Source organism: Streptomyces caeruleatus, assembly GCF_001514235.1.
GTDB lineage: Bacteria > Actinomycetota > Actinomycetes > Streptomycetales > Streptomycetaceae > Streptomyces > Streptomyces caeruleatus.
In genome coordinates this window covers 550,779-574,243 of sequence record NZ_KQ948929.1, presented here as the reverse complement: position 1 = coordinate 574,243, position 23,465 = coordinate 550,779, and the positions used below count along the sequence as shown (strand labels likewise).

Here is a 23,465-nt window from a genome sequence, read left to right as displayed (position 1 = left end):
GCCTTCACCTGCGGAGCCCTATGCTTCACAGCATGTCCACCACTGTTGAATTCGCCTCCGAGCGATCGGCTGACGAGGTCAACGAGGAGATCCGGGCGCTGTGGCGCCGGTCGGGCGGGACACTGAGCGTCGAGCAGCGCGAGGAATACCAGCGCCTTGTCCTGGAGTGGGCCGCCGCGGCCCCCCAGCCGGCGAAGGCCGCCTGAACACTCGCCTCGGCGCACCCCGGGCATCCTCCTCCTCGACCCACCTCTCCGCGACCGGCCCGACGCCCGGGCCGGTCGCTCCGCGTAGTGACGGCAGGCCCGGGCCCGTCACCCCCAGGTCGCCGAGTAATGCCGCCGATACGCCTTGCGGTCCTGTTCCGCACGGATGAACCGGGTCGCCGCCAGCGCGACCAGACTGCCCGCGATGACCAGCAGGCCCGGCCCGACGTTCTTCGGGTCCGCCAGCCGCGACAGCAGCGTCACGGCGTCCGCGCCCGTCACCGGGGCCGACGAACCGGGCGACGTGTCACCGGGCGAGCCCGCGCCCTGCGGCGACGACGCGGACGGCGCCGGCGAGGCACCCTGACCGGAACCGTTCTGCGCCGCCACGAGAAGCTTCACGTCGAGCGCGGCGAGCGCCTTGGTCACCGGCTGGAAGAACGTCGTACCGCCCGCGTCGCAGTCCCCGCTGCCGCCCGACGTCACACCCAGCGCGACGCCCTCGGAGAACATCGGACCACCGCTGTCGCCGGGTTCGGCGCACACGTTGGTCTCGATGAGCCCCGTGACCGTGCCCTCCGGGTAGTTGACCGTGGCGTCGAGCGCCGTCACCTCGCCGTCGCGCAGCCCGCTCGTGCTGCCGCTGCGGAACACCCGCTGCCCGACCGCGGGATCGGCCGCACCGGTGATCCGTACGCCCTTGCCCGCACCGATCGACACGACGTCCGCACCGGCGCCGGCGTCCCCGCTCGCGTACTGGACCAGCGAGTAGTCGGCGCCCGGAAAGTTCTGCTTGATCGTCTGGCCGATCTGCCGCGTGCCCCGGTTGTCGGCGAACCACACCGAACCGTCGGGCCCGCAGTGCCCCGCCGTGAGGATGAAGTCACGCTGCCCGTCGGTGACGTTGAAACCGGCCGAACAGCGCCCGACGGTCGACAGCAGCGGCAGCGCGCCGTTGAGCCGCGTCGTGAACGTGCCCTCGGTGCGCTCCATGCGCACAAAGCCGCCGATGCCGTCCGCGACCCGCGTCATCCGCGACCAGTCGGCGGCCGACACGGTGCTGTCACCCCGTACGACTACCTGGTTGGACCGGTAGTCCATCACCCACGCCGTACCGACCACCCGGGGGGTCGAACGCAGCGTCGACGTCGCCGACTTCAGCTCGTCCATGCTGTGGTCGACCATCTTCGGCTCGGCACCGGCCTTGCGTACCTGGGCGGCCGCCTCCTCGTCGGTGACCGCGACAACCGGCTTCCCGTCGGCGCCGATCCAGCTGCCCGCCGTACGCGAAGCCCCCAGCCGGGCGACCAGATCACCGCCGGTACTGGCGGCCGAGGCGGCGTAGGTGCGGGGGACGGAGGAGGCGTCGGGGGGTTCGCTCGCCACCGCGCGGGTGACCATCGTTCCTCCGAGGAGGAGTCCGCCGACGGCCGCCAGCCGTGTCACTCGCCGGACGAGACGTCGTCGTGCGTGCCTCATGCAGGGCTCCCGAACCAGTACAGCGCGGCAGCAACGCCGCGGGGCCCTCCCGTAGTTGAGCACCCTCTCTCCATACGTGGCCCGGCCCGCCCGTGTTCACCGCACAGCTGATCGTTCCCGCCCCGGCGACCTCACCAGCGGTTCCCGCCCACCGCGCGGCCGCCTATCTTGTGCCCCATGACCAGGATCCCGCACACGACGTCCGGCGAACCGAATCCCCTCCACGCCCTCACCCTCGACCGCCTGCGACGTCGTACGAGCATGAAGTGGCGCACCTACCCCGACGACGTGCTGCCGATGTGGGTGGCCGAGATGGACGTCCCGCTGGCCGAACCCGTCGTCCACGCGCTCACCGAGGCCCTCGCGCTCGGCGACACCGGATACCCGGCGGGCACGGGATACGCCGAGGCGCTCGCCGGATTCGCCGCGAAGCGGTGGGGCTGGGACGGGCTCGCCGTGGAGCGGACGGCGATCGTGCCCGATGTGATGCTCGGTGTGGTCGAAATGCTCAAACTGGTCACCGGACCGGGCGATCCGGTCGTGGTGAACTCACCCGTCTACCCGCCGTTCTACCAGTTCGTCGAGCACATGGACCGACAGGTGGTCGAGGCCCCGCTCGGCGCGGACCTGCGCATCGACCTCGACACACTGGACGAGAGCTTCCGGCGCGCGACCACGGGCGGCAGGCGCGCCGCCTTCCTGCTGTGCAGCCCCCACAACCCGACCGGCACCGTGCACACCGCCGACGAACTGGCCGCCGTCGCCGCACTCGCCGACCACCACGGCGTCCGGGTCGTCGCCGACGAGATCCACGCCCCGCTCACCGCGGCCGACGCCGACTTCGTGCCGTACCTGACCGTCCCGGGCGGCGAGAGCGGACTGTCACTGATGTCGGCGTCGAAGGCCTGGAACCTGGCCGGCCTCAAGGCGGCCCTGGCCATCGCGGGCCCCGCGTCCGCCGCCGACCTGGCCCGGCTGCCCGAAGAGGTCGGCCACGGCCCCAGCCACCTCGGGATCATCGCCCACAGCGCCGCCCTGAGCGACGGCACCGCCTGGCTCGACGCCCTGCTCGCGGGCCTCGACGACAACCGGCGCCTCCTCGCCGACCTCCTCGCCGAGCACCTCCCCGCGATCACCTACCGCCCCGGCGACGCCACCTACCTCGCCTGGCTCGACTGCCGCGCCCTCGGCCTCGGCGACGACCCGGCGGACGTCTTCCTGCGGCGCGGCCGCGTCGCGCTCACCTCCGGGATCCCGTTCGGCACCGGAGGAGCGGGCCATGTACGGCTGAACCTCGCGACCTCGCCCGAGCTGATCACGGAGGGCGTACGGCGAATGGCGGCGGCACTCGACTGAGCCGCGCGGCGGGGGCGCCCCTCGGCGTCCCCGCACCCGCTGCCTACACTTCCCGCCATGGACGATTCGTCGCATCAGACGCAGGGACCGCTGGAATCGCTCGGCGCGGGCAAGTACCTGCTCATCACCAGCTACCGCAAGAACGGCACCGGCGTCCCCACCCCGGTCTGGGTGGTCCGCGACGGCGACGCGCTCGGCGTGTGGACGGTCGCCGACTCATGGAAGGTCAAGCGCATCCGCGCCCGCGGCGACGTCCTCGTCGGCCCCTGCGACCTGCGGGGCAGGCCGACCGGCGACCAGATCCCCGCCACCGCCGAGATCTGCGACGAGCCGACCAGCGCCCGCTACCGCCGGCTCATCGCCCGCAAGTACGGCCTCACCGGCCGCCTCACCCTCCTCGGCAGCCGACTGCGCCGCGGCGCGAACGGCACGGTCGGCATCCGCGTGACCCTCACACCGGCCGGCTGACGCCCACCTCGCCGCGCAGGTGATGTGCGGCGCCCACGCGTGTGATGCCGGCAGCAGACCAGGACAGACCCCAACTGCCCGACCCCTCGGGAGGGTTCTCGACCGGGTCGGGCGAACATGGCCGGCGGGGCGTCCCGCCTACGGCGCGCCCCAGGCGTCACAGACGCCCAAGGCGCACGGAAGGGGCGAGAGCTGGTGGCTGGGGAGCGGATCATCGCCGGGCGTTACCTGCTGCGGCAGCGGCTGGGCTCCGGGGGCGGCGGCAGCGTCTGGCTGGCCGAGGACGACGAGGACGGTGCGTCCACCGAGACCCTGGTGTCCTGCGACGAGCCGCACGTCGAGCAGGTCGCCGGCGGGACCTGGGCCTAGGGAGAGGGCTCCTCCGACAGCGTCGACACGGGAAGGCTGTGCGAGGAGAGGTACGGCGTCGACTGGGCTCGTGGCAAGGGGCACGAGATGTGGGGCTGGTCCTCCACGGACGAGGAGTGGGACGCCGGCTTCCGCCACGTGAGGTGCAGCGTGGCCCGCGAGAACGGCAAGAAGCTGCCGCCGGGAGGAATGAAGCCGGCCTGCTGACCGAAGGATCGCAACGTACGCCGTCGGCTGGACCGCACCGGCTTCCGCTACCCCCTGCTGCACGACAGGTCGCAGGGCCGCCCCGGCGACAACCGGCTGCTGCACAACCTGCTGCGGGGCCTGGTGGAGTGCACGACGCTCGTTCCGCCGGACCTGGAGCTGATGGAGGACGACGACACGATTTCCCCGGATCAGGGAGCGCACTGACGCGAACGTGCCCTCGCGGACGGGTATCCGGCAGCCGGAGACCCGCCCGCGAGGTGGGTCTCACGACGCGTCGACCACCGTGCCCGTCACCGCCGGCGCACCCGGCACCGGCTCACCGGAGTCGTCGGCCAACCGCAGACGCACCGACTCGGCCGGCTCGGCCACCGCGTCCTCGATCGTCGGCACGGTCACCTCCGCGCTCGTCCGCCCCGCCGGGACGGACACCCACAGAGACAGCCCCTCCACCTCGGACAGCGGCCGCTCGGGATCCGGCGAGGCACCGGAGGAGTCCTGGAGCCAGTCCGGGGCGACGTCCTTGCTGGACAGCTCCCGGCCCTGCGTGACCGGAACCACGGCGAGCATGCCGCCTACTTCGACATCGGCCGCGGCGGAGAGGGTCACCCGCCACTTCAGCGCCTTCCCCTCGGCCACCCGGTCCGCGACCGGGGTGACGCCGATCGAGGGGACCGGGTCGTCGTTCTCCGCGGTCACACCGCCGAGGTGCGAGCCGACCACGCTGGTGCGGACCGCCTTCACGAAGACGTTGTGCGCGAGGTCGTCGCCGTAGCGGGTGTTGCCCTGGACCTTCACCGGCACGTCGATGCCGTGAGCACCGGGCCGTACCGTCACCAGCCGGTCCGTGACCTCGTCCGTGGCCGGGTCGGTGACGAACAGCCGTACCTGGCCGCCGCCCCGCCCGGACACCTGGACCGGCACCCGGTACGTCCGCTCGCCCGCGTCCCCTTCCTTGACGGTCAGCCGGCCCACGTCGACGCGGGCCAGCGGAGCCTCCCGCACCGGCGCGGTCCCCGGCCGCCAGGCCCAGGCGTCCATCAGCCAGGCCCGCCCGGCCCCGGTGCGCGGCGTCAACTCCAGCGACTTCACGTGCCGCAGGTCGACCGCGGCCGCGTCGTCGGTGCCGATCGGCACCCGCACCTCGCGCGCCCAGTACGACGCGGTCCGGCCCGTCCCCGGCAGCCCGTCGACTTCGGCGCGGCCCAGCGTCCGGCGCCGTCCTGCGGTGTCGGTGACGGAGACGTCCAGGCGCGTTCCGGTGCTGTTCGGAGGCACGATGACCCGCAGCGCCAGCGCCTTGGCACCCGTCAGGGACAGCGGCCGTTCAGGACGTACCCGTACCGGAGAGCCCGCCGTGGACCAGCGCAGGGCGACCGCTCGGCGACCCGGCTCGCGGTCGGTCTCCCAGCGCGCGAAGTGCGGTGACATACCGGTCGTCTCGGAGCCCAGACAGGCGGCGGCCGACGACGGATGCACCGCCGAGCACAGCCGGCCCCCGCTCACGGTGACCTTGCCGTCCGGCAGGAAACCGGCGCCGCGCCGCGCGCCCACCGCATGGGTGAGGACACGCGCGGGATCGGCCGAGGGCGCGCGCCGGCCCGAGCCGTCGAGCAGCGGGCGGACCCGGTCGTCCCCGGCGACGAACAGCCGCGCCGCCGCCGCGATGTAGGTGGCACCGGCCCGGTGCTGCTGGTCGGCGGTCAGCCGGGTGCGGGTGCCGGGGGAGCAGACCGGGTCGGGCTCCTCCTCGTCGTGCCAGAAGTCGTCGTCGGCGGGCGCCACGGCCTGCCCCGGCGTCCACTCGGTGTTGAAGTAGTTGTGGTTGGCGCCCACCATGTACACGGCGCTGTGCAGCGCGGCACCACGGCTGACCTGCCGGGTTCCGTCGACGTACACCTCGCCCTGCAGGTCGGAGACATCGCCGTCACAGCCCGGCAGGATCGTCATCGACGGCACGTCCGGCACCGGGTTCTGACCGAAGACCGTCGGGCCGATGAGCACGGTGCCGCGAATGTGCCAGCGCACCGGGCCCCGATACCCGTCCTGCGACGCGGGCGGCGGGTAGAGGCTGTCCATCGCCGCCCGGTTCACGCCCTCCCCGCCCCGCGAGTGCCCCACCAGCAGCACCCGGGACAGATTGGCCCGGGGCGCCTTGCGTACCGCCGCCGGTGCCGTGCCCGGATGGGCGGACCAGCCGGCCCAGCGGGCGAGATGCTGCCGTACGAGCGAGGAACGGGCCTGCGCGCCGCCGTCCTCGGCGCTCCAGTCCTGGCCGTTGATTCCGTTGGCGGAGATCGACACGGTCACATAGCCCTGGGACGCCAGAAGCCGCTGGTCGCGCAGATAGCCCCGGTGGCTCGGTATGGGCTTGGTGCCGGCGGCGCAGGGCCACTCGCCGCCGGTCTCGCCCTGCGGGCTGTAGCAGGTGGAGTGGCGTCCGTGGAGGAACAGCGCGAGCGGACGGCGGCCCTGAGCACCCTTGGGCGCCACCACCACGGCCTTCATCTCCACCGGCTCGGCGAACCCGGGCAGCCGCACCGGGGCGAGGCCGTACTCGCCCGTGACGGTGCCGTACGCGCCCGGCTTGCCGGGGTCGACCGGGTTGGCCGGCAGCCGCCGCGGGACGGTCACCGCCGAGCGCGAGCCGCCGGACGTCGACCCGGGCGCGTCCAACCGGCGCCCCGCCGCCCGCACTTGCAGGTCCTGCGGGGCGTCCAGCGCGAGACCGTCGAGACCGAGCCGGAACGTCCGCCCGTCCTTCGCCGGCGCCGGACGGCCGAGCAGCCGGTCACCGGCGTAGAACTCGACCCGGGCGTCCCCCATCGGGACGCGTTCGTCGGACCGCCACGCCAGCTTCCGCGCGGCTCCCTCGCCGGTGATGCTCCAGTTGGCCGGCAGTCCGTCACCGTCGCCGACCGTCTTCGCCAACGGCCTTAAACCATACGCCTGTTGAGCCTGAGCCCACCCTGGCGACACCCCCACCACCGTGAGCACCGCCAGGGCGGTTCCCCATATTCGCCGGGCACGGATCACGTGCCCCTCCTTCCGTCAGCACCGGGACGGCCCCGGGCCCCTCACCAGGGGAGGACGGCAGGCGGGACTTGTGCGTTGCCTGTGCAAGGAGGGAAGAGCGAGGTCCGCCCCGCGCGCGCAGGACTGGGCGGGCCCACGACGGGAAAGGCCACCACAATGAGCCGAACTCCCCAGCACCGCGCCGCCATTGTCGGCACCGGCCACCGCGCCCAGACCTTCACCCGGGCCCTCGCCGAACGCCCCGGCCACCGCGTCGCCGCCCTGTGCGACCCCAGCCCCGCCCGCATGGCCTTCCACAACCGGCTGCTGGCCGACCACAGCGAACCCACCGCCACCCGGTGGGAACCGGACCGCTTCACCGAGATGCTCGCCAAGGAGGACATCGACGAGGTGGTCGTCACCACCGTCGACGCCGAGCACGACCGCTACATCGTCCCCGCCCTGCAAGCGGGCTGCCGCGTGGTCACGGAGAAGCCGATGACCGTCGACGCGGACCGCTGCGCCCGCATCCTCGACACCGTCCGCGGCACCGGGAACTCCCTCACCGTCGCCTTCAACTACCGCTTCAACCCGGTGCACGAGACGGTCCGCGCGCTGCTCGCCGACGGCGCGATCGGCGAGGTCCTCTCCGTCCACTTCGAGTGGCTGCTCGACGTACGCCACGGCGCCGACTACTTCCGCCGCTGGCACCGCGAGAAGGAGCGCAGCGGCGGCCTGATGGTGCACAAGTCGGGCCACCACTTCGACCTGGTCAACTGGTGGCTCGCCGACGAGCCGAGGGACGTCTTCGGTTACGGACGGCTCGGCTTCTACGGCCGTGCGGCGGGCGAACGCCACGGGCTGCGCCGGGACTACGACCGCGCCCACGGCGCCGACGAGGCCGCCGACGACCCCTTCGCCCTGGACCTGGCCGCCGACGACACCCTGCGCGCCCTCTACCTCGACGCCGAACCGGACAACGGGTACGTCCGCGACCGCAACGTCTTCGACGGGCCCGTCACCATCGAGGACGACATGGCCGTCCTCGTGCGCTACGCGCGGGGCGCGACCATGACGTACCACCTCACCGCGTACTCACCGTGGGAGGGCTACCGGGTCATGTTCAACGGCAGCGCCGGCCGCCTGGAACTCGAGGTGGAGGAGAGCCGCTGGCAGCCGCCCCGGATCCGGATCGCGTCGAACAGCGGGGCGCTGCACGGGGACACGGCCGCGGAACACGCGGGCGGCGCACGGCTCACCCTGCGCGCGCTGTGGCGGCCTCCCGTGGAGGTTCCGCTCGTGACCGCCCACGAGGCCCACGGCGGGGGAGACCCGCGCATGCTCGACGCCCTGTTCGGCCCCGTCGATCCCGCGCGGCCGGCCGACGCGGGGACGGCAGCCCGTACCGCGCCGCATCCCACGGCCACCGAACGCGACGGCGCGCTGGCCCTGGCGGTCGGGCTCGCCGCCAATCAGTGCTTCGGGACGGGGCGGCCCGTCGGCGTACGGGAACTGATCCCGGGGCTAGCTCAGGTCCAGGCGCGGTAGGGCTCGTCGACCAGCTGGAACACCGGCTCGCCGCGGACCGGGTCCTTGGCCGTGGACAGCCGGACCCGGTCCCCGCTGTGGATGCCGATGGGCGGGCCCATGACCCGGCCGCGCACGACGAAGCCCTCGGCCATCTCGACGAGGGACACATTGCGCGCGGCGGGGGTGTTGCGGTGCACGATCGTGGAGTGCCGGACGGTCCCCACACCCTCGCTGCGCTCCGTCCGCAGCTCACTGCCCTGACAGACCGGACACAGCAGCCGGTGGTACATGGCCGTGCCGCACCAGGTGCACCGCTGGAAATGGATGGCCTCCCGGTCGGCGGTCGCGGACGCCGCGGGGTCGAGGACGCCGACCGCGGAACCGGCGGTCTGACGAGCAACGCTTCCTGAGTGGTGGTACACGCTGGTCAACTCCCTGCGCTGGGCCGGAATCCCACGTGCGCGGGTCACCCGTGCACGGACGTGCCCGGTTCGCCGTGCCACCGTGCACGGCCTCAGCGTATGGCACTCAGTGCCACTCGTAAAGGCACTGCGTACCCTGAATATGGGGGAGGGGAGGGGCGAGTCGGTCCCTGAAGACGCGCGGAGGATCGGGTCAGTCGCGACCGAGGGTCGTCTCGATCTCCTGCACGACCCGCCACAGCGGTGCGCCGCGCCGGGACACCACGACCACCACGTCCTCGGCCGGCTCGTCGGCGGGTACGTCGGCGGGGCGCGGGGGAGAGGCGGCGCCGAAGGCGGACTGCACGTACCCGAGGGCGTGGTCCACCTCGGCGCTCGCATCGCCCTGGCCGTCCGAGCGCAGCCAGGAGCGCAGCGCGTTGTTGTGGGCCGCGACCACGGCGGCGGCGATCACATCCGCCTGGAGCGTCCCGTCACGTCGGCCGCTGAAGCGCCGGCGCAGGTACTCGGCGAGGGCGCGCTCGTACCGCCACACGACCGACAGCTCGTAGGCGCGCAGTCCCGGCACCTGCTTGGTGAGCCGGTAGCGCTGCACCGAGAAGGTCGGATTCTCCGCGTACATGCGCAGCACCAGCCGGGCCGCGTCGCACACCCGGCGCACCGGCTCGGGCTCCTGCCCCTGTCCCGGCTCCTGCCCCGCCTCGCCGCTCGCGGCGAGGAACGCCGTCATGTCGGCCAGGCACCGCTCGTGGTCCGGGAAGACCACGTCCTCCTTGGACGGGAAGTAACGGAAGAAGGAGCGCCGTCCGACACCGGCGAGCGTCACGATGTCGTCGACCGTCGTCTGCTCGTAGCCCCGCTCCAGGAACAGCTGGAAGGCCGCGGCGACCAGCGCCTCCCGCATCGGGGGCTTCGCCGCCACGGCCTCCGCCTTCTCGCCGCGACCCGGCGCCGCACTGCTGGAGCTCATGAACGGAACGTAGCACCAGAGCGCAGGTGATGGCACTCAGTGCGCTGCTCAGGGGGTACTGAGTGCTGTGCTGTTCTGTGCGGTGGGCCGGCGGCCGACACCCCCGAAGCCTGGGAACACTGCGACGACCGGATCACCGACGCGGCGGTCCGCACGCTGGCCGACCCCGACCCCGACCCCGACCCCGACCCCGGCCCCGGCCCCGGCCCCGGCCCCGACCCCGCCGACGACGCCGTGGCGTCGTTCGTCCACCTCGGCGCACCCGACGAGACCGCGCACGTCCTGGGCTGCGGCGAGACCTACGAGGCCTCGATCCGCCGCGCCGACGCCCGCCTCGGACGCCCGCTCGCCGCCGTACGCTCCCGGCCCTCGTACGCCGACGAGCAGTGGACCTTCCTCGTCGTCACCGACCAACGCCGTGTCGACGCGGGCGGCCACGGCGGCCGTACGCCCGAGGAGCGCACCGCATGGCCGGCCGCGGCGGGCCCCGGCATCAGGCCCGGCACCGCGTCCGCTGCGGCACGCCGACGTCGCGGCCCAGGAGTTCGCCGCCCTCGGCCACACGCCGACCGGCACTGGACGCTGGACGGCCGCCCCTTAGCCGCCGCCCCGCACGCCGTACTCCTCGACATGGACGGCACGCTCGTCGACATCGAGTCGCTGTGGTCGCGCGGAGTCCGTGAGGCCGTGCCCCGGATCGGCACCGGCGAGCTGTTCGACGTCCTCGGCCGCTCGGCCCCCAAGGCCGCCACCCGCCTCCAGCCCCTGACCGGCGGCGACGCCCACACCCTCGCCACCGACCTGAAGCCCGCTTCCCGGCGGCCGTCCAGCGCGAGACCGTGCCGCTCGCCGGCGCTCTCGAACTCCTCGACCTGCTAAGGGAGTCGGGTATTCCGGCGGCGCTCCTTGTCGGCGTCGTCGAGGCCGGTCATGTACGCCGTACTGAAGACGCTGGGCGCCGACCGGTTCCGCACGACGGTCGCCGAGGGCGAGACACCCCGCACCAAGCCGTTCGCCGACCCCTGCCTCGCCGCCGCCCGGCCCCTCGGGGTTGCCGTGTCCTCGCCGTCCCGTCGTACGCGCCCCTCAAGCCCGGTCCCCGGCGTACCGTGCGCCGTGGCCTGGGGGGGGGATCGGCAGGCCGGAGCTGTTTCGGCGGGGCTGTGACCTCGGTCTACCCGACATGCGTCTCGGATTCCCCGACATTTGTTCGGTGCGCGGCGGTCCGCATACGATCGGCTGCCGCCGCAGCCGAGGAGCCCCGTATGCCGCCCGCCCGACCCCGCGTCCTGTACGTCACCGACCTGGCCTACCCGGCGCGCGGGCGGCGCTACTGCGACGAGGACATCTTCCTCACCTCCCGACTGCGCGACGACTTCGACCTCGCCCTGTGCCACCCCCGGGACGCGGCCGCGCTCATGACCGCCTTCGACGCGGTCGTCGTCCGCAACAGCGGTCCCGTCCTTGAGTACCAGGACGCGTACGACGACTTCCGCCGCCGGGCACTCGCCGAGGGGACGCGCGTCTACAACCCGCTCACCGGCAAGGCCGACATGGCGGGCAAGCAGTACCTGCTCGACCTGACCGCGGCCGGACACCCGGTCATCCCCACCGTGGACAGCGCCGACGACCTGCACCTCCTGCCCGAGGCCGACCGGTATGTCGTCAAGCCCAAGATCGGCGCCGACTCCATAGGGCTGCGGATCGTTCCGGCGGACGGAGTGCGCGAGCCGGCCGGCGGGGACGTCCTGATCCAGCCCTGCGTCGACTTCGCGTACGAGGTGTCCTTCTACTTCGTCGACGACGACTTCCAATACGCCCTGTACGCGCCCCACACCGACCGGCGCTGGCAGCTGGAGCGGTACGAACCCACCGACGGCGACCTGGAGTTCGCCCGGCGCTTCGTGGAGTGGAACGACCTCGGGCACGGCATCCAACGCGTCGACGCCTGCCGCGCGCCGGGCGGCGAGCTGCTGCTGGTCGAGTTGGAGGACCTCAACCCGTATCTGTCGCTGGACGCCCTGGACGAGACGGGAAGAGACGCCTTCGTCGCCGCGATGAAGGCGTCCCTGCACCGTTTCCTGGCCACGGAGGCCTGAGCCCGACCGGAGCCACCGTCGGCCGCACGCTCACCCCAACAGACGGTGATCTTCTGCATGGCGCCCAGCGTCAGGCCCGTCCGCATCCGCATCGGATCGCTGACGCAGATCACCGCCGTACCGTCCGACTTCTCACTGATCATCACGCAGCACGGACTGCGCGCGACGAGCGGTCCGACCATGCCGCCGAACCAGAAGTTGACGCCGGTGAAGCCGAGCGAGCAGACAGGCGTAGAAAGCGTCCGTCGGGTTCGTGCCGTGGCCGACGTACATCGTCAGGTACCACGGTTCAGTACCGTCGTGGAGCCGCCCTTGTCCATGTCGCTCCACCGGCCGTCCCGCGCGTCCCGCAGCGCCTTGACGGTCGCTCCGCCGGGGAACACATAGCCGCCGTGGCCGCCGATGCGCGCCCAGGTGGCGCCCGTGAGCGTCGCCGACCAGGGGTAGGCGGCAGGCCGGGTGGTGCCGTCCACGACGAACAAAGCGCCGCCCGTCGGCCCGAGGTTGCGGTTCTCGACCGTCGTCTCCAACGCCGTGCCGTCGGTGCACCTGATGCCGGCGCCGAGGCAGACGACGGTGTCGTCCAGCGTGGCGAGCGGGCGCTTCGCTGAACCGGTGGGACGGCAATCCCGTATCACTTCCCGGGGAATGGTGAATCCCGTGAAGACGGGACGGAAGGAGATCGGCGTGCCCACACGGCCCGACCCCGAGCAGTCCGACGAAGGCCCGGCCCTGGAACCGATCCGCGTTCTGCGCCCACGCCGCACCGACGCCCTCGCGGAACTCTTCAAGGAGTTGGAGCGGGACAGGAACGGCTACGAGGCCGTGGCCGTGCCCCCGTCACTGCCCGGAACCGAGGACGCGACGCAGGAACTCCCGCCCGTCGCCGAGGAGACGAGGATCGCACCGCCCGGCAGCGGCGCCCGCCCCCGCCCTGTCGCGTCCGGCGGCCCCGGATTCCGCCGGGCGGCCGTCGCGGTCGCCGTCACGGCTGCGGCGGTCGTCGGCTTCGGCGGGGCGCTCCTGCTCTCCGGGCGTGGCGACGACGCGGCGGCGGCCGGAGCCGGGGGTGCGGATCCGACCGGGAGGGTCTCGGCGTCGGCCGAGCCGGCCCCGAACGCGCCCGGTGGTGGACCCGGAGTCGACGGCTCGGGTGACTCGGGTGACTCGGGTGACTCGGGTGACTCGGGTGACTCCGGTGGCCCCGGGGATTCTTCCGCCTGCACCGCGTCCTTCCGGACCGTCAACAGCTGGCAGGGTGGCTACCAGGGCGAGGTGACCGTCACCAACGCGCCCGCTGCCTCCGTCTCCGGCTGGACCGCGACGGTCGTACCGGACGACGGCGCCCGCCTCACCCAGGTCTGGGACGGCACCCTCACCACGACGGGGGACGGCACCGCCACCGTCGCCAACGCCTCGTGGAACGGCAGGCTGGCGCCCGGCGCGAGCGTGACGTTCGGGTTCATCGCCGACACCTCGGAGTCCGGTGCGCCCTCGGCGGAGGTCACCTGTGCGGCGACGGCCGGCGCGTCCTGAGGCCCGGTTCCGACGGCGACGCCCGGTGACGGCCGGTCAGCGCCGGTCGACCAGCGCCTGGGACACCGCGCGCACGCTGCGGGCGATGTGCTGCAACTGCATGACCTCCGCCGCGTACATCTTGATGGTGAGCTCGATGACCGACTCCGGCATGCCGAGGGCCGGAAGGTCGGCCCGCGCGGTCTGAAGTGCCGTGCGCGCGACCCGGATCTCGTTCTGGACCTGGATCTGCGCATGGCGGGCGAGCAGCACGGGGTGCCGGATCAGCGCCGGATAGCTGGCGTAGCGGGCCGGCACCAGCTCACGCAGCCACTTGGCCGCCGAACGTTCCCAGTCATAGGAACCGGGGGTCTTGACCTGGCACGGCCAGTCCGGGCTGATGCGCGTCGTCGTCAGGGTCATGGTCATCGCTTCCGGGTGTGCGGCGTCGTCTGGGGTGTCCGACGGAGTCGGGGCGGCCCCGGCCTAGGGGATGACCGGGGCCGCCGCCACGGGCGCTCGCGCAGGCGATGCCCGACCGAACAGCGCGAGCGCCGACGCGGGTAGGAGACGGCGGCCGCTGTTCGTTGAGGAGCCCGCCGGGGCCAGCCGACATGTGCACGACGGATGGGGTGAGGTGCGCATGAGCGGACCGGCTGCTTTCGGCGGGCGGATGGTGCGTGTGAAGTATTTATATATGCCGTCCGCTTTTCAAGGCGCATGAAAACATTCATGCGTGATTTGAATGGAAAGACACCGTTCTGTGGCGGTTCGGCGGCCGGTTCCGGCGGGATCAGTCCCGGAGGAAGAACTGGTGCTGGTCGGAGATGTGCTCGTAGTCCTCGAGCCGCGCCTGGGTGCGCTCCGGGTCGGCGTCGGTCATGGCCTGCAGCAGCGCGGCGGCCATCACGCCGGGCGCGGCGTAGGAGTCGAAGACCAGCCGGGAGCCGGTACCGGTGGCGAAGACGACGTCGGCGGTGTCCGCCACCGGCCCGAGCGCCAGGTCGGTGACCAGGGCGACCTTCAGACCGGCGCTGCGCGCGACCCGTACGGCGGTGAGGGTCTCCTGAGCGTGCCGGGGCATCGAGAACGCCAGCACCCAGGTGCCGCCTGCCTCGCGCGACTGGAGCAGCGCGTCGTAGGCGACGCTGCCGCCGCGGGTCACCAGCCGCACATCGGGGTGGATACGGCGTGCCGCGTAGGCGAAGTACTCGGCGAGGGAGGCCGAGATGCGCAGCCCGAGGATGGTCAGCGGGGTCGACTGCGACAGTTTGCGGCCGATGGCGATCACCTGGTCGGGGTCGGCGAAGTCGCGCCGCAGGTTCTCCAGGTTCTCGATCTCGGCGTCCACGGCGGACTGGAGTTCGTTGGCGCCGTTCTCCTCCGCCGCCGCGGGGCCCCCGGCGAGGCTGCCCAGGGCGATTGCCTGGAGCTTCTCCCGTAGCGCCGGGTAACCGCTGAAGCCCACCGCTCCGGCGAAACGCGTCACCGAGGGCTGGCTGACGCCGACCCGCTCCGCGAGGTCGGTGATGGAAAGGAACGCCGCTTCGGTGATGTGCTCGATCAGGTACTGCGCGATGCGCCGCTGTCCGGGGGACAGGCGGGGCTGGTCGAAGAGTGTCCTGAGCTGGGAAGTCGGGGACGCCTCCGCTTCCGGAGCGGTCTTGCCCGAAGTGATCGCGGATGCCTGCGCGCGCGCCTGCTGCGGCGATGGCAGGGCGCCTCCTTTGTCTTCCACAGTGCTTCAACATAGCTCACACACCGTGCTGACCAGGGTTGGTGCGAGAGGTGCGAGCGCTGTGCTCATCGTCGATAGATGGTGATCGAATGGCCGACCGTGTCGATCGGACGACCGCTGTCGATCAATTCGGCCAGCCGACCGGTCGCCTTGGCCGCCGCGGAGTCCGACACGACGAGCAGCCCGCGCACTTCACTCGCGGGCGCCCTGCGCGGATCGGCGGCGCGGATACCGTAGAAGGACGGCACACCGCTGCCCTTGTAGACGAGCCAGATCCGCTCGCCCGGATACCGCTCGCGCAGCCGGTTCGCGAGCCGGCCCAAATCCTGACCCCAGTCCACGTTCGAGTCGTGCAGCCGCAGCCGCGTCTTCGCCGGACCGCCGAACGCCTCGTTGGAGTACGGCAGGTAGTACGGGTACGTCCGCAGCGAACTGACCGCGACGAACAGCACCAGCGCCCCCACCGCGACCGGGGCCCCCACCGCGAGAGGCGCCCACCGCCACCGCACCGCGACCACACACCCCGCGGCCACCGCCAGGAACATCGGCACGAAGACCGCGTACCGCGTGCCGAAGTCCCGCGACCCGAGCATGGCCGAGGCGAGCAGCACCGCGGCGGGCACCAGCAGCCAGGGCGCGGCCGGCCGCAGCCGCCGCACGGCCACCAGCGTCACCGAGCCCGCCGCCCACAGGACGAGCGTGCCGAGCGGTGTCTTCACCAGCAGCGCGGCCGGCAGGTAGTACCAGAGTGAGCCCGTGTAGAGCCGGCCGAACAGGAAGCCCTGCCACGGGTGGTTCTCGAAGCCGAACTGGATCCGCATCCCGTCCCGGTACGCCTCCGGCAACGGCAGCAGCTCCACCACGAGTCCCCGCAGCCCGTGCACGACCGGCACGTGCTGCTGCGGCACCCACCGCAGCCGTGGGTCCACCACCAGATACGTGCCCCATACGACGCCGATGGCGACCAGCACGACGACGCCGGCGCCCGCGACCGCCCGTACGAGAGTCCTGCGGCGCGGCTCGATGGGCCCGGTGGCCTCGGCGGACGCCCTCGCGCACCACACCGACCAGGCCGCCAGGGCCGCCACCACCGGGACCACGGGCAGCGCGCTCATCTTCGTCGCCAGGGCCGCGCCGAGCGCCACTCCGACGAGCGGTACGCACCACCGCGGCCGGTGACGGGCTCGCCACAGCAGCCAGACCGACGCCAAAACGAACCCGGCCGCCGGAACGTCCAGGGTGGCCAGCGAGCCATGGGCGATGACGTCGGGGGAGAAGGCGTACAGGCTGAGCGCCACCAACCCGCCCGTCGCACCTGCCAGTTCACGGGCGAAGGCGAACACGATCAACCCGAACGAAAGGGTCAGGACGATCACAGGGAGCCGGGCGAACAGCATCAGCCGCCAGGGGTCGTTGCCGGACTCGTACAGCAGATGCCGGCCCAGTCGGCCCTGATCGCCGGTGAACGAGTGATCGACCTGCGGATCGGCCAGCGCTACGCCGGTCCCGATGACCAGCTTGCCCAGCGGCGGATGCTCGGGGTTGTGGACCAGACGGTGCTCGTACACGTACTCGGCCGCCGCGCCCACATACACGGGTTCGTCGATCGTCGGAGTCTGCTGGACGGCGGCCGTCACCATCGCGACGGCCATCTGGCCCAGCAGCACGACCACGAGGAGCGGCACCAGCCGGCGCCTCCGGGCCGACCCCGAGGGCTGCGCGTCGGGCGCATCGGTGGTGTCGGGTGCGTCCGGAAGCGCCCGTGACGCCGGGGCCGACGGTTGTCCGGGGGCCGTGGCCGGGTGCCTTTCGAGCGCCATCATCCGCTCCGCGGGGCCGTCGGCCCCGCGGCGGCGGGAGCTGATCCGGAGCCGGCCCATGGGCCTACTCTGCACCAGCCCCCCGCCGGGGACGGAGTTACCGCCTCAGGAGTCGTACCGACAGACCGTCTGCCGTGTAGACGGGTACGGCTCGCAGCGTGTCCGAGTTCAGCTCGATCCGGTCGAACTGCCCCCGCAGCCGCTGCGCCTCGACGACAGGAACGGTCGTCCCCACGGCCGGCGGCCGCTCGGTGTCGAGGCGCAGCGACAGCACGCTGCCCCGGCCCAGCACCACCCGACCGGACACCTCGAGCGCCGGACCGTGGTTCTTGCGCAGCGGCAACTCCAGGGTCGTCTCGCCCTCCTGGATGTAGGAGCCGCGCACCCGCAGCACCTTGTCCGCGCGGAGCAGGCCGCCCTCGACCCGCACGTCGCCCTGCCCGAGAGCGTTGGCGGACCCGGCGACCAGCGTGCCCGCCTCGACGACCGTGCCGCCGTGGTACCGGTTGTGCCCGGTCAGCGTGAGCGCGCCGGTGCCGCGCTTGGTCAGGCCGCCCTCGCCGCGGATGTCGTTGCGCCACACGTCGGCCGCGCCGAAGCCCCCGGCCGCCGCGTCGAGCGTGACGGTCACGTCGGAGTCGAAGGCGCCGTAACCGTCCGCCGCCGTGAACAGGTCGAGCCGCCCCCACTGCTCGAAGCCGTCCAGCAGGACGTACCCGGCGGGCAGCGCGGTCGTGCGCAGCACCTCACGGCGCTGGGCCGCGCTCAGATACGGCTGGCGCGTCTCCAGCAGCACCTCGGCGCCCTTCGGCACGGTCAGGGACTCGTCACGGCCGCGCCGGGTCAGCACATAGGTCAGCTTGGGCTTGACGGTGCGGGCGTTGGCGTCGCGGTCGGCGTACGGGTCGCGGTCGGCGTCGGCCGAGTGGGCGTAGGCGTACAGCGTGTCGGCCGTCGTGCCGGTCCGCTCCTTGAAGTAGGCGAGCGCCTGCGCCCGGGCGGCGGCCTTGAGTTCCGCGTTGGCCGGGTCGGCGAGCGCGGCGGCGGCCAGCGCGGTGGCCATGACGCGGCCGCCGAGGACGTCGACCGTGGAGTGCATGCCCGCCACGATGCGGGTGTGGCTGAGCTCGAAGGCGCGGGTCACCAGCTCCTGGAAGCGCTCCGGTACGGCGTAGGCGTACGCCAGGGCCGCCAGGTGCAGGGCGTTGGTGTGGCCGCTGGGGAAGCCGCCGTCCTCGGCCGCGTTCTCGCCGCGCTGGCGCAGCAGCTGCGGGGCGACGACCACCTTCGAGTCGTAGACGGGGAAGCCGAACTCGTCCTTCTTGCCGGTGTCGACGACCTCGCTGTCCTCGTTCATCCGCCACGGACGCGGGTACTGGAAGGCGAACTTGGCCGGGTTGCCGGACGCGAACGGGCCCCGCACGGTGTCGACCAGCCTGGCCACCTGGCCGAGGTCGGAGTCGTACGAGCCGGCACCGATCGCGGAACCCGCGGGCGCGTCGGCCGGCAGGGTGTCGCTGATCTTCCCGGCCGGAGTGCCGTCCGGCGCGCTGGTGATCGAGGTGACCGCCTTGGCGCCCGACTTGTACAGGTCGGCCAGCGGACCGAGCCCGGCGATCACCGAGTAGCTCTGGTGCTGACGGTCGATGATGAACGATTCCTTCGCCTGAGCGTCCGTGCGCACGGCGGTGATCCGGGCGCAGTAGCGCATGTTGGCGCGCAGCACGTCGGGCGCGAGCGGTGCGCCGGTGTTCCAGGCGCCACCCGTCTTCCACACCTTCGCGAAACCGCCGAGGATCCGGACGACCGCGTTGGTCTCGGGCGTCTGGTTCGCCACGACGTTCGTCTTGTAGTCGTCGACGAACGCGGCGGCGTTCACGGCCGCCTTGGCGTCCGCGGCGGGCAGCCAGCCGGCGAGGGCGGGAACGGCCACCAGTGCCGCCCCGCCGCCGACGGAGGCCGTCAGAAAGCGCCTTCTGTTCAGGGACGGGGTGGCGTGGCCGGCGGATGACGGCATGTGTGCCTCTCTCGAGTTCTTCGGCCGTACGGCCGGGAAGGAGATCGAAGTGATCGACTCGACTGTCTGGCGTACGAGAACGCCCATGAGACGCACCTGGGGTGCACGAGGTGCGGGGGATCGAGTCTTACGAGCGAAGATCTACGGGCGAGTTGTGTCGGACTCGGGATGGCCCGGCGTCCGGCAGGTGTCACACAAGTGAACGAGCGAGTGCCAAGGCGCCGTCGACCGGGGGCACCCGAAGGTGCTGCGGCCGGGCCCCGGGCGCACGGTCGGCCAGACCGGAGACGAACGCGTCGTAGAGGCCGGGCTGGGCGAGAATCGTGCTGCCGGCGACGACGATGTCGTCCACCGGGACCCCGCGCGCGGCAAGTTGCCCGACCAGCGCCGCCAGCGAACGGCCGCCCTCGTCGATCACGGCACGGGCGAGCGACGAACCGGCCTCGGCGGCCGCGAACACCACCGGCGCGTGCCGGCCCCACTCCGCCGAGGCGCTGCGGGCGCCTTCCATGGCCGCGCCCAGTCCGGGCACTTCACTGACCCCGAACGCGTCGAGGAGCCCGTGCGCCAGTGCGTCGGGCTCCTCGCCGAGGTCGTGCGCCGTCCAGACGGCCCGGGCCGCCTCGCGGACGAGGCCCGCCGCACCGCCCTCGTCGCCGAGGACCGCGCCCCAGCCGCCGACCTGGACGGACGTGCCGTCGGCCAGGCGGCCGACCGCGACGGACCCGGTGCCGGCGACCAGGCCGACCCCCTTGTCCAACCCGGCGGCGGGAACGAGGAGTTCGGCGTCTCCCACCACCAACGCAGGCGCGTCGAAGTGGAGTTGGAGCGCGGTACGGATCTGTGTGCACTGGCGAGGCGTCTCGCACGCGTGCCCGCCCACGGCGAGCGCGGACGGACGTACGCCCGCCGGCAGGGCGTCGGCGACCAGCGCGGCCAGCCAGCCTGCGGCGGCCACGGGGTCGTGCGGCCGCCAGCCGCTGCTCACGCGGACGTGATCGGCGACCAGGGTGTCCCCCGCGCGGGCGCGTAGGTGCGTCTTGGTGCCGCCGACGTCGATGCCGACTGTCAGGGGGCTGGACAAAGGGGTGACCTGCACGGATTCTCTTTCGTCGGTGCGCTGTGTGCTGCGACGGCGGGCGAACCGTGCTGGAGGGCAAGACAGTTCAAAAGCTAGGGAAGCCCCGGGACGGGCCTCTGGACGGACCACGGCAGGCGAGTACCGTGACGTTCGTTAGGAAGTTAACTAACGAAGTACAGTGCCTGTCAATAGGCGTCGCGCAGTCGGCTGCCCGGGCCTTTCGCCCGGTGCGTGGACGTGCGCCGCCAGGGCAACCCATCGCCGCCTTCCGCCGAGCCGATCGGCCCGGGAGAGCAGCCTGTCACCTGGGGGAACTGTGGAGAACGACGTGGAAAGAGCCCCCCGTCTGACCGAGAGCGCGAGCCACGTGTTCGCCGTGCTGGCCCAGGCCGGCACCGCGACCCGGCCGCAGCTCGCCAGCCTTGCGCGGCTGTCCAAACCGACGGTCTCCGCCGCCGTCGCCGAACTGGAGGGCGTCCGCCTGGCCGCCCACTCCGGCACCGCCTCCAGCGGCACGGGCCGCAACGCGGCCGTATACCGCCTCGGCCCGGCCGCGGGCGCCGTGCTCGCCATCGACCTCGGCCCCGCGCTCACCCGGGTCCGCGGCTGCGGCCTGGACGGCACCCTGCTGGCCGAGGCCACCGGCCCCCGGGCCGAGGCCGCCGACGTGGTGCGCGAAGCGCTCAGCGCGCTGCCCGCCGACGCCCCGCTCCGCAGCATCGTCGTGGCCGTCGGTGACGTCACGGCCAGGGTCGAGGAGGGCTCCGGCATGCGCCCGGCGACCGCCAAGGCGGGGCCCGTCTTCGACGCGGTGACCGTCGCGCTGCCGCCCGGAGTCCCCGTCCACCTCGAGAACAACGTCAACTGCGCCGCGCTCGCCGAACTGCACGAGGGCGCGGCACGCGGCCGGCACACCTTCGGCTACCTGCGGATCGGCGTCGGTATCGGTCTCGGCATCGTCGTAGGCGGCCAGGTGCTGGCCGGGGCCAACGGGGCGGCCGGAGAGCTCGCCCGGCTGCCCTACCCCTGGGACGACGGCCTGGAGCCCCGCCACGAGGCCCTGGAGGAGTACATCGGCGCCCGCTCCCTGCTGCGCCGAACCGCCGAGGCCTGGCCGGCCTCCGACGGTTCGTGCCCCCGTACCGCCGACCGGCTGTTCTCGCTGGCCGGAGAGGGCAGCGCCGTGGCCCGTTCGATCGTCGACCGGCACGCCGTGGACGTGGGCCGGCTGGCCGCCGCCGTGACCGCCGTACTCGACCCCGGGCTGCTCGTCCTGGGCGGCAGCACCGGCGCGTTTCCGCAGCTCCTGCCGGGTGTGCGGGCCGAGCTGGAGCGGCTGAGCTGGCCCACCGAAGTGGTCAGCAGCCAGGTCGGTGATCTGGGTACCGTCGTGGGTGCCGCCCGGCTCGCGGTCGCCAGAGGAGTCCAAAACGTGACCGACGCGGCACGGATGAAGGATTGACGGTTTCGGATCCGGTCTGCCAATGTCCGGACAAGCGCTTTCTAAGTCGGCCGGGACGTCGGCTTGGGGCAAGTGTCCCGCCCGTACTCGACGTACGGCAACCGCACGAGGGCGTGCCCGTGCGGTGACGGCCAGACGGCCGGGGATCTCGCCCCGCGTGGATGACGCGGCCGGGCGAGGCCGTGCCCCCCGGAAAGTGACTTTTCCTGCAAAATGCACCAGTGCCGCCTTCGTCGGCGCCGTGCTCCGTCCCCTACCACGAAAAGGGATCGAAGATGACCACTGTGGGTGTGCGGCGCTCCCGCCGACTCGGCCGCGGCGGCATAGGCCGCCTGGTCCCCCTCGCTGCCGTGGCCACGGCAGGTGCCCTGCTGCTCTCGGCCTGCGGGTCGGGCTCCGACTCCGGCGGCACCTCCAAGTCGCTGACGTTCTGGATCTCCACCGTTCCGGGCCAGGACGCGGGCTGGAAGAAGATGGTGGCGCAGTACAAGAAGGAAACCGGCGTCAACGTCAAGCTCGTCAACATCCCCTACGACGGCTACGACGCGAAGCTGCACAACGCCGCGCAGGCGAACTCCCTGCCCGACGTGGCGGCCGTGCCGAAGCTGGACCCGATCTGGTCGAACAAGCTGATCGACCTCAGCGACATCGCCAACAACAAGAGCAACAAGATCAACGCCAACTTCATCGCCAAGGACTCCTCCGGGAAGGTGCTGTCCATCCCCTCGGACGTCACCGCGTCCGGCATGTTCATCAACAAGTCGCTCTTCGAGAAGGCCGGCGTCTCCTTCCCGACCTCGCCGCAGAAGACCTGGACCTGGACCGAGTTCATCAAGGCGGCGAACAAGGTCCGCGAGAAGACCGACGCCAAGTACTCCCTGACCTTCGACCAGTCGCCGTCGCGGCTGCGCGCCATGGTGTACGAGATGGGCGGCAAGTACGTCCACGCCGACGACGCCGGCAAGTTCTCGGTGGACGGGGCGACCAAGAAGGCCGTGAAGACCTTCGTCGGATGGAACGACGACAAGACCATGCCGAAGTCGGTGTGGACGAGCGGCGCCGACCCGTCGGCCATGTTCCAGAGCGGTGACGTGGTCGCCTACTGGTCCGGCGTGTGGCAGGTCCCCGCCTTCGCGGAGAGCATCAAGAAGTTCGAGTGGGCGAGCGTCCCGACTCCCGCCCAGCCCGTGCAGGCCAGCGACGTCAACAGCGGCGGCATGACGGTGGGCTTCAACAACAACGCCGACGCGGCCACCGCCGCGACGAAGTTCCTGACCTGGCTGTACGAGCCGGCCCACTACCAGGCGCTGTGCGAGGCGTCCGGGTTCCTGCCGGTCGAGAGCGGTCTGAACCCGAAGTACCCCTTCAAGTCGGAGGCGGCGCAGGCGGCGTTCAAGCTGTACAACGAGTCGATCCCGCTGTACGACCCGATCTCCGGCTACTTCAACAGCGCGCAGACGAACTGGGTGCTGAAGGGCAAGAGCCTCACCGAGGACCCCACCAAGACGGAGCTCGGCAAGGCGATCAACGGCCAGCAGTCGGCCGACAAGGCCCTGCAGAACATCGTGGACGGCTACAACCAGCAGGTCGGCGGCTGACCGTAGGCCGGCAGGCCCGGGCGGCGGTGTCCCGACCCCGCCGCCCGGCCTGCGGCCCATGTGATGCCGGGCTCATGGCCCTGAGCCCACCGAAACCCATTCCACCAGCACGG

At 72.3% G+C, this 23,465-nt stretch carries 20 protein-coding genes and 1 pseudogene; 11 read left to right on the top strand and 10 right to left on the bottom strand.

Going from position 1 to position 23,465, the window contains the following annotated elements; all coding sequences use genetic code 11:
• Window positions 1-20 precede the first annotated feature (20 nt).
• The gene (locus AQJ67_RS20745; protein ID WP_062720469.1) at window positions 21-206 is read left to right on the top strand and encodes a hypothetical protein; all 186 of its coding nucleotides are present in this window, start codon (window positions 21-23) and stop codon (window positions 204-206) included.
• Between the two features lie 108 nt (window positions 207-314).
• Here the strand turns inward: AQJ67_RS20745 and AQJ67_RS20740 are convergent, their stop codons facing one another.
• Window positions 315-1,685, bottom strand: coding sequence for a S1 family peptidase (locus AQJ67_RS20740; RefSeq protein WP_062720468.1), 1,371 nt, complete (start codon window positions 1,683-1,685; stop codon window positions 315-317).
• A gap of 177 nt (window positions 1,686-1,862) precedes the next feature.
• On the opposite strand from AQJ67_RS20740, the gene AQJ67_RS20735 reads away from it, so the two are divergent.
• The 3 genes from AQJ67_RS20735 to AQJ67_RS47745 all read left to right on the top strand — a co-directional run bounded on the left by AQJ67_RS20735 (window position 1,863) and on the right by AQJ67_RS47745 (window position 3,878).
• Window positions 1,863-3,041, top strand: coding sequence for a MalY/PatB family protein (locus AQJ67_RS20735; protein WP_062720467.1), 1,179 nt, complete (start codon window positions 1,863-1,865; stop codon window positions 3,039-3,041).
• A gap of 57 nt (window positions 3,042-3,098) precedes the next feature.
• On the top strand, window positions 3,099-3,509 hold the full coding sequence (locus tag AQJ67_RS20730; RefSeq protein WP_062720466.1) for a PPOX class F420-dependent oxidoreductase: 411 nt from the start codon (window positions 3,099-3,101) through the stop codon (window positions 3,507-3,509).
• Between the two features lie 195 nt (window positions 3,510-3,704).
• Window positions 3,705-3,878: a hypothetical protein gene (locus AQJ67_RS47745; RefSeq protein WP_159058803.1), complete on the top strand. Its 174-nt coding sequence runs from the start codon at window positions 3,705-3,707 to the stop codon at window positions 3,876-3,878.
• Between the two features lie 474 nt (window positions 3,879-4,352).
• On the opposite strand, the gene AQJ67_RS20725 is transcribed toward AQJ67_RS47745, so the two are convergent.
• Window positions 4,353-7,121 (bottom strand): hypothetical protein, encoded by a 2,769-nt coding sequence (locus tag AQJ67_RS20725; protein WP_062720465.1) that lies wholly within the window; start codon window positions 7,119-7,121, stop codon window positions 4,353-4,355.
• A 156-nt stretch (window positions 7,122-7,277) separates the two neighbouring features.
• On the opposite strand from AQJ67_RS20725, the gene AQJ67_RS20720 reads away from it, so the two are divergent.
• Window positions 7,278-8,648: a Gfo/Idh/MocA family protein gene (locus tag AQJ67_RS20720; RefSeq protein WP_062720464.1), complete on the top strand. Its 1,371-nt coding sequence runs from the start codon at window positions 7,278-7,280 to the stop codon at window positions 8,646-8,648.
• Here AQJ67_RS20720 and AQJ67_RS20715 read toward each other — a convergent pair.
• Window positions 8,630-9,052, bottom strand: a complete 423-nt coding sequence (locus AQJ67_RS20715; RefSeq protein ID WP_062720463.1) for a Zn-ribbon domain-containing OB-fold protein — start codon at window positions 9,050-9,052, stop codon at window positions 8,630-8,632. The genes AQJ67_RS20720 and AQJ67_RS20715 overlap by 19 nt on opposite strands.
• Before the next feature lie 193 nt (window positions 9,053-9,245).
• The gene (locus AQJ67_RS20710) at window positions 9,246-10,022 is read right to left on the bottom strand and encodes a TetR family transcriptional regulator (protein WP_062720462.1); all 777 of its coding nucleotides are present in this window, start codon (window positions 10,020-10,022) and stop codon (window positions 9,246-9,248) included.
• Window positions 10,023-10,061: 39 nt separating this feature from the next.
• On the opposite strand from AQJ67_RS20710, the gene AQJ67_RS48645 reads away from it, so the two are divergent.
• From AQJ67_RS48645 to AQJ67_RS20695, 3 genes are all read left to right on the top strand, one after another.
• Window positions 10,062-10,901, top strand: a complete 840-nt coding sequence (locus tag AQJ67_RS48645; RefSeq protein WP_062720461.1) for an HAD family hydrolase — start codon at window positions 10,062-10,064, stop codon at window positions 10,899-10,901.
• A gap of 51 nt (window positions 10,902-10,952) precedes the next feature.
• Window positions 10,953-11,189: a hypothetical protein gene (locus tag AQJ67_RS48640; RefSeq protein ID WP_062720460.1), complete on the top strand. Its 237-nt coding sequence runs from the start codon at window positions 10,953-10,955 to the stop codon at window positions 11,187-11,189.
• Between the two features lie 98 nt (window positions 11,190-11,287).
• Window positions 11,288-12,121 (top strand): ATP-grasp domain-containing protein, encoded by an 834-nt coding sequence (locus AQJ67_RS20695; RefSeq protein ID WP_062720459.1) that lies wholly within the window; start codon window positions 11,288-11,290, stop codon window positions 12,119-12,121.
• Window positions 12,122-12,186: 65 nt separating this feature from the next.
• Here the strand turns inward: AQJ67_RS20695 and AQJ67_RS46860 are convergent.
• Window positions 12,187-12,729: pseudogene (locus AQJ67_RS46860) on the bottom strand (polysaccharide lyase family 8 super-sandwich domain-containing protein); the annotation flags it as partial.
• Window positions 12,730-12,808: 79 nt separating this feature from the next.
• Between AQJ67_RS46860 and AQJ67_RS20685 the strand changes: the two are divergent.
• Window positions 12,809-13,657: a cellulose binding domain-containing protein gene (locus AQJ67_RS20685; protein WP_341846162.1), complete on the top strand. Its 849-nt coding sequence runs from the start codon at window positions 12,809-12,811 to the stop codon at window positions 13,655-13,657.
• A 36-nt stretch (window positions 13,658-13,693) separates the two neighbouring features.
• Here AQJ67_RS20685 and AQJ67_RS20680 read toward each other — a convergent pair whose 3' ends face one another.
• The 5 genes from AQJ67_RS20680 to AQJ67_RS20660 form a co-directional block, all read right to left on the bottom strand.
• Window positions 13,694-14,065 carry a hypothetical protein gene (locus tag AQJ67_RS20680; RefSeq protein WP_062720457.1) on the bottom strand — a complete coding sequence of 124 codons (372 nt, stop codon included), beginning with the start codon at window positions 14,063-14,065 and terminating at the stop codon, window positions 13,694-13,696.
• A 364-nt stretch (window positions 14,066-14,429) separates the two neighbouring features.
• Window positions 14,430-15,353: a MurR/RpiR family transcriptional regulator gene (locus tag AQJ67_RS20675; protein WP_062720592.1), complete on the bottom strand. Its 924-nt coding sequence runs from the start codon at window positions 15,351-15,353 to the stop codon at window positions 14,430-14,432.
• A gap of 86 nt (window positions 15,354-15,439) precedes the next feature.
• Window positions 15,440-17,026, bottom strand: coding sequence for a phospholipid carrier-dependent glycosyltransferase (locus AQJ67_RS20670; RefSeq protein ID WP_062720591.1), 1,587 nt, complete (start codon window positions 17,024-17,026; stop codon window positions 15,440-15,442).
• Between the two features lie 265 nt (window positions 17,027-17,291).
• A complete protein-coding gene (locus tag AQJ67_RS20665) occupies window positions 17,292-19,211 on the bottom strand; it encodes a phosphatase PAP2 family protein (RefSeq protein ID WP_062720590.1) in 1,920 nt (639 codons plus the stop codon).
• Between the two features lie 190 nt (window positions 19,212-19,401).
• Window positions 19,402-20,310 (bottom strand): N-acetylglucosamine kinase, encoded by a 909-nt coding sequence (locus tag AQJ67_RS20660; RefSeq protein ID WP_062720456.1) that lies wholly within the window; start codon window positions 20,308-20,310, stop codon window positions 19,402-19,404.
• Between the two features lie 310 nt (window positions 20,311-20,620).
• Between AQJ67_RS20660 and AQJ67_RS20655 the strand changes: the two genes are divergently transcribed.
• Both AQJ67_RS20655 and AQJ67_RS20650 read left to right on the top strand, forming a co-directional pair.
• Window positions 20,621-21,754 (top strand): ROK family protein, encoded by a 1,134-nt coding sequence (locus AQJ67_RS20655; protein ID WP_244190533.1) that lies wholly within the window; start codon window positions 20,621-20,623, stop codon window positions 21,752-21,754.
• 275 nt (window positions 21,755-22,029) lie between these two features.
• Window positions 22,030-23,352: an extracellular solute-binding protein gene (locus tag AQJ67_RS20650; protein ID WP_062720454.1), complete on the top strand. Its 1,323-nt coding sequence runs from the start codon at window positions 22,030-22,032 to the stop codon at window positions 23,350-23,352.
• Window positions 23,353-23,465 lie beyond the last annotated feature (113 nt).

Bases quoted from the DNA above. Each gene is read 5' to 3' on its own strand.
- AQJ67_RS20735 (WP_062720467.1), top strand. From the start codon at position 1,863: ATGACCAGGATCCCGCACACGACGTCCGGCGAACCGAATCCCCTCCAC.
- AQJ67_RS20695 (WP_062720459.1), top strand. From the start codon at position 11,288: ATGCCGCCCGCCCGACCCCGCGTCCTGTACGTCACCGACCTGGCCTAC.
- AQJ67_RS20710 (WP_062720462.1), bottom strand. From the start codon at position 10,022: ATGAGCTCCAGCAGTGCGGCGCCGGGTCGCGGCGAGAAGGCGGAGGCC.
- AQJ67_RS20670 (WP_062720591.1), bottom strand. From the start codon at position 17,026: ATGGCCGTCGCGATGGTGACGGCCGCCGTCCAGCAGACTCCGACGATC.
- AQJ67_RS20740 (WP_062720468.1), bottom strand. From the start codon at position 1,685: ATGAGGCACGCACGACGACGTCTCGTCCGGCGAGTGACACGGCTGGCG.
- AQJ67_RS20680 (WP_062720457.1), bottom strand. From the start codon at position 14,065: ATGACCATGACCCTGACGACGACGCGCATCAGCCCGGACTGGCCGTGC.
- AQJ67_RS20650 (WP_062720454.1), top strand. From the start codon at position 22,030: ATGACCACTGTGGGTGTGCGGCGCTCCCGCCGACTCGGCCGCGGCGGC.
- AQJ67_RS48640 (WP_062720460.1), top strand. From the start codon at position 10,953: ATGTACGCCGTACTGAAGACGCTGGGCGCCGACCGGTTCCGCACGACG.
- AQJ67_RS20730 (WP_062720466.1), top strand. From the start codon at position 3,099: ATGGACGATTCGTCGCATCAGACGCAGGGACCGCTGGAATCGCTCGGC.
- AQJ67_RS20720 (WP_062720464.1), top strand. From the start codon at position 7,278: ATGAGCCGAACTCCCCAGCACCGCGCCGCCATTGTCGGCACCGGCCAC.
- AQJ67_RS20745 (WP_062720469.1), top strand. From the start codon at position 21: ATGCTTCACAGCATGTCCACCACTGTTGAATTCGCCTCCGAGCGATCG.
- AQJ67_RS20665 (WP_062720590.1), bottom strand. From the start codon at position 19,211: ATGCCGTCATCCGCCGGCCACGCCACCCCGTCCCTGAACAGAAGGCGC.